Genomic DNA, 13,664 nt, shown 5'->3' on the forward strand with positions numbered 1-13,664 from the left:
AGAAAACATACTATCGTTCACTTATATTTCGACTGTTTATGGTGGTTTTAGCATTTTTAAAACTTTTAGGTTGCCTTGGCCTGCTGATGTACGGTACAAGACTCATGGGAGAGAGCCTGCAACAATTAGCCGGGGAACGGCTCAGGCATATCCTCGATTCACTGACCACCAACCGTTTCACGTCCTTACTCACCGGTGCGTTGGTCACAGCCATGATACAGTCTTCCACCGCAGCTTCGCTGATGACCGTCAGTTTCGTGCATGCCGGCATGCTCACGCTCGTCCAAGCCCTGCCCATCCTCATGGGAGCATCAGTAGGCAATACATTCATCGCCTGGATTATGGCCGCCGAATTCAATTTCAGTATCAGCAACTACATTTACCCCTTGATATTAGTGGCGTTTATAATGACCTACTACCGCAAATGGAGCGCGTTGGGCAATTCTATCTTCGGCCTATGCTTCATCCTGCTGAGCCTTGGCCTGCTCTGCCACATGGCCGACGACATGACGCTGACCGGGCCAGACGGCATAGCCCGCTACTTGGCTGTTTCCGATGAGAATTACGCCTCGTATGCCATATTGCTGCTCATTGGTGCTGCCGTCACTTTCGGCGTACAGTCCTCCGCCGTGCTCATGGCCACTTCAATGGCCCTGTGTTCCACCGGCGTATGGTCCATCTATTCCGGCGTGGCTTTTGTGTTGGGTGAAAACATCGGCCGAGCCATCGTCACTTGCCGTGCGGCATCTTCTGCCGGAACGCCTGCCCGCCGTACAGCTCTCGGACAACTCGTTTTCAATTTGAGTGGCGTAACCTGGATGTTTTTGGCCTTTCCTTATTTCGTCAATCTGCTATGCGACTTTATCCATTTCGACCCGACGCAAAAGCTCATGGCGGCCGACAAGAACCTGGCTTACGTTTTAGCAGCCTTCCATACCGGTTTCAATCTTTGCAACGCCGCCCTGTTTATCGGTTTGGTCAACCCTCTCGAACGACTGGCTACCCGCTGGGTGGCCAAGCCACGGCACAACGACGAAGAGGAAAGCCAGTTGCGTTTCATTACCAAAGGGATGCTCGACACTCCGGAACAGTCCGTCATGGAAGCCCGTAAGGAAATCATCAACTATGCCGACACCGTTACAAAAATGTTCACCCAAACCCGTTTCCTGTTCTCCGTATCCAATGAAACGGAATTTAAAAATATTTTCACCTTGGTGGAACACTATGAAGATATTTGCGATGAAATGGAAGTAGACATAGCCAACTACCTGAACAAAGTCTGTACCGAAGAACCATCGGCCGACCTTAAACGTGCCATCTGCGGCATGCTACGCGAAGTGGCCGAAATAGAAAGCATCGGAGACAGTTGCCATCACATCGCCCATACCGCCCGGAGGAACTATCGAAGCACCCAACAACTCACGGAAAAACAGTTGGAACACATCCACCAGATGTTCCAACTGGCAGAACAAGCATTGGAACAAATGCGAACCATCTTATCCATCCGGAAAGCCCCGAGAGAGGCTTCTGCAGCCTACTATATAGAAAAGGAAATCAATAAATTCCGCAACCAACTGCGTAACCTGAATTTTACAGACGTAAACAACGGAGTGTATAATTACCAGACCGGGGCAATGTATATGGATGTCATCAACGAATGCGAACAACTCTCCGACTGCATCCTCAATGTAACGGAGGCACGGTTGGAGACCAACACACCGTCCTGAACAGAAGAACTCTTCCCCCTCCGTTTATCGTTTTATGACAGGCAAATAAAAGCAACAAAATTTGTTTTTCCACATTAAACACATTACTTTTGCGAAGTAAATTTATTAACCTAATCATTTATCATCATGGATAATTATAAAACCCTTCTTAATAGTTTTGCCATCACCGAGGAAATCAGTGAAGACCAATACACCCAATTGGAAGATTTGACAACTGGCGTCAGAGCCAATACATATATTTCACCGGGAAGTTACTACATTATTGATTTCTATAAAATGGAATTTTACCATGTGTTCGAAAACCATTGCTTTTTATGCGGATACACACCACAAGAAGTCCGGCGTATGGGATTTGACTTTTACCTCAAGTGTATCCCCAAAAACGAAGCCCCCATGTTATTTGAAATCACACGCGCGGGATTTGAGCGTTTCAACCAACTGCCGGAACAAGACAAAATGGAGTATTCCCTCTATTACAACTTCCATTTGAAGAAAGAAAGCTTCAAAATCCTGGTCAACCAAAGAATCGCTCCATTAAAGCTCTGCCATGGTAAATTATGGTTGGCCCTTTGTGTAATGACCCCTGCAGCATGTAATGAAACAGGAAGAGTGTTCCTTCGCAAACACCAAGGTATCCCCTCTGCATTTTTCTATTCCCTGAAAGAAAAAGCATGGTCGGAATTTACTTTCATCACCTTGAGCGAAATAGAAAAACAAGTCATCTTCTGCGGCTTAAAAGGCATGTCCCTCCAAGAAACAGCTGAAGAAATATGCCGGGGAGTTGACGCTGTCAAGAAAGTCCGGCGTAACCTGTTAAAAAAAAGCGGAACAAAAAATTTCAGAAGTTTCTGCCAACTCTGCCTCCAACACCATTTGATATAGTGCCGACGACAACGTTCTTCCCCTTCCGGCCTGTGCCTTCCGATGAAAGCACAGGCCTTTTCATTCTTTTCCCGGTCAAAAAATTACCCTTTTGGATAAAAATAAGACTTCATACAGTCATTTTTTCCGAAACATTCCTTCCATCCTTGTTTTTATTCCTACATTTGGACTAACCAAAACGGAGGTATCATGAAACACGTCATCATAGCCGGAGGAGCCGGATTCATAGGTTCCCATCTTTGCGAATACCTACTACATAAAGGTGATAGGGTCATCTGTCTGGACAACTTCCGGACGGGACATCCCAAAAACGTGTCAGCCTTAACGAACCACCCATACTTCAAATTAGTGGAACACGACATCACCATGCCCTATATGATAAAAGGTATCGATGAAATCTATAATCTGGCTTGCCCGGCTTCTCCCATACACTATCAGGACTCCCCCATTGAAACCACCAAGACTTCGGTCATCGGCACGCTCAACCTGTTGGAACTGGCACGCGAAAACCATTGCCGGTTCCTCCAAGCCTCTACCAGTGAAGTCTACGGCGACCCGGAAGTCCACCCACAGCCCGAAAGTTATTGGGGGCACGTCAACCCGAACGGCATCCGTTCCTGCTATGACGTGGGCAAGCGCTGTGCCGAAAGCCTTTGCATGGACTATCACCGGAGATATGGCGTAGCGGTGAAAATCATCCGCATTTTCAACACCTACGGGCCGCGCATGGCCTGTGACGACGGACGTGTGGTTTCCAACTTCATCCTGCAAGCCTTGCAAGGCAAAGACCTCACCATCTACGGCAACGGCATGCAAACCCGGAGTTTCCAATACGTGGACGACCTGATTCAGGGCATGGAACGTATAATGTCCACCCTGGACAGCTTCACCGGACCAGTCAATCTCGGCAATCCGGAAGAACATACTATCCTGGAATTTGCCGAACGTATTCTTGAACTGACAGGAAGCCGGTCACGGATGGTACTCCGTCCTCTCCCTGCCGACGACCCGAAACGGCGCAATCCGGACATCACATTGGCACGGCAGGCATTGGACTGGCAACCCCGGATATCCCTCCGTGAGGGATTGCAACAGACCATCGCCTACTATCGTAACCTTTTGGCCGAAAGCCCATCACAAAATATCTCCCGACCATGAACAAGCACGTCCCTTCCATATCCGTCTGCATGGTGACTTACAATGCGTCACCGTTCTTGCGTGAATGCTTGGACAGCATCCTGTCCCAGACATTCTCCGATTATGAACTGCTGATTGTGGACGATGGCTCCACAGATGATACTGTGGATATTATCCGTTCTTATCCGGACAGAAGAATCCGGCTCATTCGTCACCGGCACGACTATATTGCCTCCCTGAACCTTCTGTACAACAATGCACTCGGCAAATACATTGCCCGTATGGATGCGGACGACATAATGGTCAGCGACCGTTTACAGGCTCAATACGAATATATGGAAGCGCACCCCGAAACCGACATCTTGGGCGGGCACATGCACTGTTTCAATGCCGGGGAGTACGATTGCATCCTGCCTGCGGGCACGGACATCACCATGCCTCAAATGCTGGAACAATGCTATGTAGCCCAATCCCACGTCTTTCATCCGCAGGTCAAGTTGGGTGTCGCACCACCTGTCCTACCGTAGCGAAGGCATTTACGCCGAAGACTACAACCTGTGGTTGGATGCCCTGTTGGGCGGATTGCGTATCCGCAATCTGGACAAGATTGTGGTGCACTACCGTTTCAATCCTGAACAAATCAGTTGTAAGTATAAGGAAATCCAAGCAGCCCACGCCATGGCCTTGAAGGACAAATACGGCCGGTTATGGGCCGAAAAGGAACAAGCCGTAGCACTCGAAGAGGTGGAAATTCCCCTCAGCAATCTCCCGCTTACCGTGGTCATACCTTTTTATAATGAAAGGGAAGAGGTGGGGAACACTTTGGAGAGCATCCGGCAGACCGTCGGGGACGAAGTGGAGGTCATTCTCGTGGACGACTGTTCCGATGATGGATGGGACTATGTCGCCTGCGCCCGGCAATACGGGGCGCATTACATCCGTAACTCCATCCGCATCGGGGCGGCCGCAGCCAAGGAAAAAGGCATCCGCAGCGCACGTAGCCCTTACTTCCTCCTGTTGGATGCCCACATGCGTTTCTACATCTCCGGCTGGCACCGGATTCTGTTACGCCTTTTGCAGGAAAACGACCATCGTTTGCTTTGCTGCCAGACCCGCGTCCTGCAAAAGGGAGAGGGCCGGATAAAAGACACGACGGACATCCGCACTTTTGGGGCATACCTGTCTTTCCACGGAGGCGAGACCATCCCTTCCGTTTCATGGCTTTGCCGCGAGAAGGCCCTTCATCTTACGGACAACCGGATTCCTTGTATTCTCGGTGCAGGATATGCCGGGAGCAAAACCTATTGGGACAAGCTGAAAGGTTTCCAAGGATTGGTACATTACGGCTGCGAGGAACTCTATGTAAGCCTGAAGGCGTGGTTGGAGGGCGGAGGCTGCCGCCTTGTGCCGGAAGTGGAAATCGGCCATATCTATAAAGACCGGTTCTCCTACACCGTCTATCCATCGCAAATCCTGTACAATTATTTGTTTGTGGCCGAGGTGCTCTTCCCCACCTCATTGAAGTGCAAGACATTCGCGTTGGCCTGGTTGCGGAACGGGGATGCCTACGGAAAAGCCCTGAAATGGATGGAATGGTACAAGGCACGCAACGAAGGACTGAAATCCTTTTTCCGTACCTTCCAAGGACATGACTGGCCTTTCGTAATGGGCATCAACCGGCAGGTCAGCCGGGAGATGGAGAAAGAAATCGACCGGAAGTCCACCTCCTTGGCGCATATCGTATCAGCGTGCCTAACCCGTTGCAGGCAAGTATCCACCTATGGGCTGATGGACGGACTGACGGGATACGTCCTGCTGTTTTGGACTTACTTCCGCTATTCCGGCGAAACACGTTATGAAGACGAAGCCACGGAGTGTTTCAACCGAGTATGCGAAGAAATCCCCAAGGGAGAACTGCCGTTGACTTTCCGGAACGGGATATTCGGTATCGGTTGGGCTTTCATCTACCTGTGGGAACAAGGGTATGTGACGTATGAGGAAGTAGAAGAGGAATTGGCAGAGGCTGACCGCCGTGCCTTGTCGCTGTCTCCCCTGCGCCTTACGGATTTGTCCCTCGAAACCGGTTTGGGCGGCCTGTTGCTTTATCTCACCGCCCGGATAGGCCATCAAAAGAGGATGCACGTTCCCGTCACATTTCCGGAGACCTATATCCACGAAACGGTGGAAGCCGCGAAAGCGGCCTTGGCAGTCCGTCCGGAAAAGCCGGACGCCCGTTGGGTGTCCGTGCTGATGTTGGCCGCCTTGTTAGAGCAAGACGATTGGGCTACCCTCCCGTTGCTCGTCAGTGATATTACGGATGTGCCCGATTTCCTTCCCAAGGACGAAGCATTTTGGACAGACGGCCTGTCGGGCGTAGCCGGTTATGCGTTGAATTTAATTCACTTTAAAAATATATGCCATGAAGTTGAGTAAGTATTCTTTTGTCATCAAGAGAGGTTCTGATTACGTTTTGTACAATTGTTGGACGGAAAAGATGGCCGTGTTGGAAGACCGGTTGAGAGAATGGTTGGAATCCGGTGATGTAGACCACATCCAGGACATCCATCCTGAATTTTACGACTACCTGCTTCGGGAACAGTTCATTGTGGACAATAAAGTGAACGAGGCAGAAGAAGTCATCAGGAAGTGGAAAGAGGAAGAGGAGAAAGGCGACAGCCTCAACATTATTGTCAATTCCACTTTGGATTGCAACATGCGTTGTTGGTATTGTTATGAGAAGCATAGAGAAAATACCAATTTGACTTCCGAGACGATTTCAGCCCTGCTTAATTTAATCCGGAAAAAAGTAGCAAGACCGGAATTAAAAAGAGTACACATAGCTTTCTTTGGCGGTGAGCCACTGTTAAGCTTTGAACAATCTGTTTGGCCTCTGTTATTTCAGGCAGATGAACTATGTGTACAACATTGTAAATTGTTTAGCACAAGTTTCGTTACCAACTCTTATCTACTTTCAGAGGACATCATATCCCAATTAGAAACCTTACACTTGTGCAATGCTGTCTCTTTTCAAATCACCTTGGACGGTAATGAAGAGACCCATGACAAAGTCCGCCATTTGGCTTCTGGAAAAGGTTCTTACCAAAGGATTTTATCCAATATCCGCATGGTACTCCGACATAAAATGCCAGTCACATTACGTTTAAATTGCACAGGATATAATATACGCACATTTGTAGATGTGGTATCCGATTTGAAAAATTTGCCACAAGAATACAAGAACTTTGTGACCATTGACTTTCAACGGGTATGGCAGGATGCTCCACGTACTGACGTGGATATGCCCACAGAACAAAAGAAACTTCGGGAACTTTTCCTACAAGAAGGATTCCGCGTGAATGAGCTGAAGCATATAGACATCAGCCGATGTTATGCAGACAAAGCCAATGACATTGTGGTAAACTATAATGGAGATTTATATAAATGTACGGCTCGGGATTTCATACCTGAAAACAGTGAGGGAAAACTTTTACCGGACGGTGAAATGCGATGGAACGAAAAACGCAAACTCCGTGAACAATTAAAGTATGGGAATCAAGCCTGCATGGCCTGCCGGATATATCCGCTCTGTCATGGGAGTTGTAGCCAAGTAAAGATTGAGGCACAAGGACAATCCGGATGCATCCGTAACTATTCTGATATCTATAAGACAAAGGTTATAAGAGATAGAGTGGATTTCCTTTTGGAATCCTATGTGTAACATTTTAAAAACAAATTTTATGAAACAGCGAAAGAAATCGTTGAAGTTGCTACTCAGTAGCAATTTCAGACCTCTGGAAGAAAGTAAAGAGGGAAAACTCTTAGGAGGATTCGCAGCGATTGTTGCTTCTACAGGAAATAACTGTATGTGCAACGGTAATAACTGTGACTGTAACACAAGTTGCGATCCCCCGAATAACTGTATGTGCGACGGAAATAACTGTAGTTGTTCTTCCTCTTCTTCACCCTCTTCCTCAAATAGTAATACAGGTGGAGGCACAACGACTCAGTCTCCTTCATCCAGTAGTTCTACTTTTGGACTGTTTGGGTTCTTCTAACAAATTTCAAGAAAAGAGGGAATGGGGAAGTCCCATCCCCTCACATTAAACCAAGCTTGTAATAATTATGAAACATTGGATTACTTTTCTATTTGCCTTATGCAGCTCTACGATTTCCGCACAGCAAACTCCATACCAACTATGGGGAGCTGTACGCGATGCCTTTACAAAAGAATCCATTCGTAATGTCCACTTAACCTTAATGACCCCAGATAGTGTAGAAATCGTAAAAGATGTATCTGTTGGAAGCACTCCGGGAAGTCCCAATTTCACTGTAACCGACATACCCGGAAGCGGAACGTATATTTTACGCTGTGAAAAAGAAGGCTACACCACCATAGACACCCCGGTCAAATTAAAATACAGCCGTTTACGGCAGACCCGCGTATTCTTAGACAAAGACATACTAATGACCAAAGAAATGACCCGCAAACTAAAAGAAGTGGAAGTGAAAGCCACTTTAGTGAAAATGGTCATGAAAGGCGATACCATGGTATACAATGCAGCAGCTTTCCAATTGGCACAAGGCTCCATGTTGGACGAGTTGGTACGTCAACTGCCCGGTGTGCGATTGGAAAACGGGCAAATCACCGTAAACGGACGTTTCGTGAGCAGCCTGATGCTCAACGGGGAGGACTTTTTCAAGGGTAATCCTAAAATAGCTTTGGACAACCTACCGGCTTATATGGTGGACAAAGTAAAGGTGTATGAACGGCAAAACGACCGTGACAGAGCCTTGGATATTAAAAAAATGGGTGAGGAGCCTTTGGTAATGGACGTGAACCTGAAAAAACAATACAGCATCGGTTGGATAGCCAACGCTGACGCGGGATATGGCACGGACGACCGGTATGGGGCACGTTTCTTCGGTTTGCGCTTTTCTCCCCAAACCCGTTTGTCCCTATATGGAAATTTTAATAACATCAACGACATGCGTACTTCTGATACATACGGGAATTGGAATGGAGGAAGCGTCCCTGAAGGCACTACCGACCGCCAGTCCGGTGGCATGGACTTGTTAGTAAAAGACAAAGAAGGACAGTATAAGCTGACCGGCACGCTCACCGCCTACCATCAGAAGGAAAAAAAAGACATGCAACGCCTCTCCACTACATTCTTTTCCAATGGGGATATTTATAACCGTACATCGAATTCCTTTAGGAACAGACAATGGTATATAAATCCCTATATCGACTTACAACTCACTCCTAAGAAAGGTTTGTTCTTCAGGATCAACCCTTACGCAAGATACCAAAACAACCAAGGAGACGCATTGACCCGAAGTGCGGACTTCACGGAAAACATATACGAACATTACAAGGGAGAAGCCTTGGACAGCCTCTTTGCCCCCAATGCTTCGGAGGTTTACACCCGCATTTTGGTAAACCGCCTGATGAACAGCCAGGAATCAAAGGCATACCAATTCAGCACAGGGAGCAGCATAGAACTTTCCACCAAAGGAGTGACCGGGAATGACAGGTTCACCATAAGAGGGAATTACAATTACAATAAAAACCGGAACAGGGATCTCCAACGATATGATGCCTCTTATTGGAACCACGGTAGCCATACAGGCAACCAACGTACTGCCCAATACGGGGAAAACCATTACAAGAATGCCTATTACGACTTGTTGGGCGAATATTCACTGGAACTGGCCAACAAGAACATGGTGTGGCGGATTACGCCAGGATATATGATAGACTACACTTATCAAAATACATCACATCCTTTTTATACCTTGGACGCAAACGGAATGTGGGAATACGATGTAGACCAACTTTCGTCCATGAAAGACGGCTTGACCCAATACATTGACCTGCAAAACAGCTTTTACTCCACCCGTAGGACTTGGGCACACAATTCATTCGTAAACCTGCAATATTCCATTTTAGAAAACAGCAATGAAAAACTATGGCTGTATGTGAGATTTCCCATGCGCATGGCTACCGAGAAGTTGGATTACCAACGGGAACGGACAGACACCCTGCTACGGAGGCATCTGAATTTCTTTGAACCGGATTTGAAATTAAAGTACTATCCGAAAGTAGAAAACCGGGACATATTTTTCATCTTGAACTACCGGCTTACCCATTCTGCACCGGATTTGTCTTATAACATAAACTATCGGGATGATGCCACGCCCTTGGTAGTCCGCCTGACTAATCCGGGACTGAAAAACGCGCATAACCACAATCTCTACACATCTTACAATTGGGGGGACTGGAAAAAGCAAAGGTTCTTCTATACTGCCCTGTACTATAATTTGAGACTCAATGCCCTTGCGCAATCACTCACCTACGACCGGATGACAGGAATCCGGACTTACCGGCCAGAAAACGTCAACGGGAACTGGAACATCGGGGGTACGTTCAGTACCACCACGGCATTAGACAAGGAAAAGCTCTTCACCTTAGTGACTTACACCAACTGGGGCTACAACCATAGCGTGGATTTCCTGAATCTGGATGATGCGGAACACAGCATCCGTAACACGGTCAACAATACCACGTTGGGAGAAAGCCTGAATTGCGAGTTCCGCAAAAACGGATACTTTGCCGGGTTGAGAGGAAACTTCAACTGGTCAAGGGCGAAAGGAGCGAACATACGTACCATCGAAAGCTATAATTACAGCTATGGCATTACGGGAAAAGCCCCTTTGCCTTGGAATCTTGAAGTCAGTGCAGACTTGATGATGTACAGCCGGAGAGGTTATGAAAGCAACTTGTTGAATACAGATGAGTTAGTGTGTAACATACACCTGAGCAAATCCATCCTTCATGGCAATCTGGTATTCATGATAGACGGCTTCGACTTGTTCAAACAACTGTCTAATGTGCGTTATAACGTCAATGCACAGGGGCAGACAGAAACCTACTACAATGTCATGCCACGCTACTTCATGTTCCACGTAATGTATAAACTGAACCGCGAACCGAAAAAGAAATAGTTTTATGAAACATTGGATTACCTTTCTATTTATATTTTATGCCGTTTTATCCGCTGCCGCAGCTCAAAACAAACCGACACGGTTTGATGTATGGGGACAAGTTTTGGATGCAAATACGCATGGTATCTTATCGGGAGTGAAAGTTTCTCTGTTGAGCCAAGACAGCGTTTGTATCGGAACGGTAACTTCTTTCGACAATGGCATCACCAACAACAATTACCAAATAGGAAATGTACCGGGTTCGGGAAATTATATACTACACCTTGAAAAAAAAGGATATACCTCCATATATAAGAACGTGACCTTAAAATATCATAAATCTCGAAGACCTACTGTTATTTTAGATGCCATCCCGATGCACAGGGAAATGGTACGCAAACTGAAAGAAGTTAAAGTGACCGCCACATTGGTCAAAATGGTGATGAAAAAAGACACGGTGGTATTTAATGCGGATGCTTTCCAACTGGCGGAAGGCTCCATGTTGGACCAATTGGTGGCCCGGTTGCCCGGAGTGGAGCTTCGTGGCAACGGACAGATTTATGTGAACGGCAGGTTCGTCAGCAGTTTGCTTTTGAATGGGGAGGATTTTTTTAAGGGAGATCCTTCCATTGCTTTACAAAACCTGCCGGCTTATACGGTAAACCAGATTAAGGTTTATGAAAAACAAAGCGACAGGGACAAAGCCATGGGGTTGGAAAAAAGAGGGGAACAGCCGTTGGTCATGGATGTCAACCTGAAAAAACAATATAGTGTGGGATGGATGGCCAATGTGGATGCCGGAGGAGGCATAGAAGACCGATATAGCGCCAAACTGTTCGGACTTCGCTTTTCACCCCGTACAAGGTTGACCGTATACGGGAATCTCAACAACATTACGGATTTGAGCAGCCCGGACGGTAACGGCAATTGGAACTCCAATGTGAATCCGGTGGGTACCATCGACCGGCATAGCGGAGGAATAGACCTTTTATTGCAGGACAAAGAGAAAAAAATCAAGACGACACATAGTTTAAGCGTTGTACACAACAAAGAGGATATTGACATGAACCAAAACTCCACTACGTTCTTTCAATCCGGAAACGTGTATCAGCGTAAAGAATGGAATACGCAACAGGAAAAATGGTATGTTAATTTCAACAACTCTTTCCAGTATATTCCCCGGTATGGTTTCTACTTTACAGTCAGTCCTTACGTAAACTATAGTAAAGAAGAATATGACAGTTGGACAAGAAGTGCGGATATGGAGGCAAACCTCAGCGAAAGATATGAAGGAGAAGCCTTGGACAGCCTTTTCTCTCCAACAGCTTCACGCGAATATACGAAAAACCTAATCAATAAGCTTCGGAGTTGGGAAAACGAAAAAAAATCCTTTCTATCAGGTGGAGCAAATTTCTATTTGGCTTTCAGGCCTAAAAAGTTCAATAGGGATTTCCTTGAAGTTTCTGGCGGATACAAATATATGGATTATGACTATTCCAACAAATACCGATATGAGATGTCGTACTGGAATAAGGGAAACAATACCGGCAATGAACGGAAAACCAAATATTACATGGATAATTACCGGAATTCCAGTTTCAATTACAGGGCGACTTACAGTTTGCTTTCCAGTTTTGAACGCCATTACCTGAATATTCCTTTTGAATATAGTTTTATATATAATCACAGGAATTCCGAACGTCCGTTTTATGATATTACGGACTCGACATTATGGGCGCATGAGGTGGACCAGTTGTCTTCTTTAAGGGGGAGCCTGACGCAATACATGGATTGGACCAACAGTTTCTTTTCTAAAAACGAGACTTACACCCATATCCCGAAGCTCGTGGTTTATTATGCATGGAAAGACCACAAAAATGAAGATAAATTATGGGTGCAGGCAGAGCTACCGGTCAATATCGTGCAAGAAAACCTGGATTACCGGCGGAATGTCGTGGACACGGCAATGAACCGCAGAACCGCTTTTTTCAATCCAAGGTTGTTCATGATTTATTACCCGGATGAAAACAACCGGCAATACAATCAACTAAAATTTGATTACAGGTATAATTCATGGGCGCAGAATCTGACCTATAAGATAAATTACATGGATACTTCCAATCCGTTGGAAGTATGGATGACGAATCCCAACCTGCCCGACACCCACAGCCATTTCGTAGGGTTTGACTACAATTGGGGCATACCGGAAAAACAACTCCGGGTCTTTTTCTATTCAAATTATACCTACCGGATGAATTCCCTATGCCAGTCTATGACCTATGATGCTGCGACCGGTATACGCACTTACAGGCCGGAAACCGTGAACGGGAACTGGTATTACTATGGTGGATTCAACACTGTGGCACCGATTGACAAAAAAAGATGGTTCTATTTTTCCAATTTTACAGACTGGACATATAGCCACAATGTGGATTACCTCAGCCTGAACAATCAAAGCAGCATACGCAATATTGTATACAAGGCGACCGTAAAGGAATCCTTGCGTTTGGACTTCCGGAAAGACAAGCTGTTTCTCGGGTTGAGGGGGAACTTCTATTGGACGAATGCCAAGGGGAAGAATATTTCCACCATCAACACGTTTGATTACAGCTACGGGTTGAACGGGAACTGGGAACTTCCTGCCGGTTTCGGACTTAGCGGAGACCTGATGATGTACAGCAGGCGTGGACTTGAAACCAACCAACTGAACACGGATGAGCTCTTGTGCAACCTCCATTTAAGCAAATCCGTACTTAAAGGAAAGCTGGTGTTCATGCTGGACGGTTTCGACATCTTCAACCAATTGTCCAACATACGTTACAACATCAACGCCCAAGGACAAACCGAGACGTATTATAATGTGGTCCAAAGATATGCCATGTTAAGGGTGGTATATAAATTCAACCGCGAACCGAAAAAGAAAAACTGACGAAT

Annotated in this window: 8 protein-coding genes; all 8 read left to right on the forward strand. The window is 46.4% G+C overall.

Annotated elements, in window-relative coordinates; translation table 11 throughout:
- The first annotated feature begins 38 nt into the window (after positions 1 to 38).
- The 8 genes from E0E47_RS11245 to E0E47_RS11280 all read left to right on the forward strand — a co-directional run bounded on the left by E0E47_RS11245 (position 39) and on the right by E0E47_RS11280 (position 13,659).
- Positions 39 to 1,727, forward strand: coding sequence for a Na/Pi cotransporter family protein (locus E0E47_RS11245; RefSeq protein ID WP_130893719.1), 1,689 nt, complete (start codon positions 39 to 41; stop codon positions 1,725 to 1,727).
- Positions 1,728 to 1,853: 126 nt separating this feature from the next.
- Entirely contained in the window at positions 1,854 to 2,609 is a 756-nt protein-coding gene (locus E0E47_RS11250) for a helix-turn-helix domain-containing protein (RefSeq protein WP_008627792.1), read from the forward strand.
- 189 nt (positions 2,610 to 2,798) lie between these two features.
- The gene (locus E0E47_RS11255) at positions 2,799 to 3,767 is read left to right on the forward strand and encodes a UDP-glucuronic acid decarboxylase family protein (protein ID WP_130893720.1); all 969 of its coding nucleotides are present in this window, start codon (positions 2,799 to 2,801) and stop codon (positions 3,765 to 3,767) included.
- Complete coding sequence (locus E0E47_RS11260; RefSeq protein ID WP_130893721.1) at positions 3,764 to 4,273, forward strand: glycosyltransferase family 2 protein; 510 nt, start codon at positions 3,764 to 3,766, stop codon at positions 4,271 to 4,273. The genes E0E47_RS11255 and E0E47_RS11260 overlap by 4 nt, the downstream gene beginning before the upstream one ends.
- Positions 4,248 to 6,179, forward strand: coding sequence for a glycosyltransferase family 2 protein (locus tag E0E47_RS11265; protein ID WP_130893722.1), 1,932 nt, complete (start codon positions 4,248 to 4,250; stop codon positions 6,177 to 6,179). Before E0E47_RS11260 ends, E0E47_RS11265 begins: the two co-directional genes overlap by 26 nt.
- Complete coding sequence (locus tag E0E47_RS11270; protein WP_130893723.1) at positions 6,166 to 7,464, forward strand: radical SAM/SPASM domain-containing protein; 1,299 nt, start codon at positions 6,166 to 6,168, stop codon at positions 7,462 to 7,464. The genes E0E47_RS11265 and E0E47_RS11270 overlap by 14 nt, the downstream gene beginning before the upstream one ends.
- A gap of 404 nt (positions 7,465 to 7,868) precedes the next feature.
- The gene (locus E0E47_RS11275) at positions 7,869 to 10,751 is read left to right on the forward strand and encodes a porin family protein (protein ID WP_130893724.1); all 2,883 of its coding nucleotides are present in this window, start codon (positions 7,869 to 7,871) and stop codon (positions 10,749 to 10,751) included.
- Positions 10,752 to 10,755: 4 nt separating this feature from the next.
- Complete coding sequence (locus tag E0E47_RS11280; RefSeq protein WP_130893725.1) at positions 10,756 to 13,659, forward strand: porin family protein; 2,904 nt, start codon at positions 10,756 to 10,758, stop codon at positions 13,657 to 13,659.
- The last annotated feature ends 5 nt before the right edge of the window (positions 13,660 to 13,664 follow it).

It is taken from the genome of Paraprevotella xylaniphila YIT 11841 (genome assembly GCF_900683745.1).
GTDB lineage: Bacteria > Bacteroidota > Bacteroidia > Bacteroidales > Bacteroidaceae > Paraprevotella > Paraprevotella xylaniphila.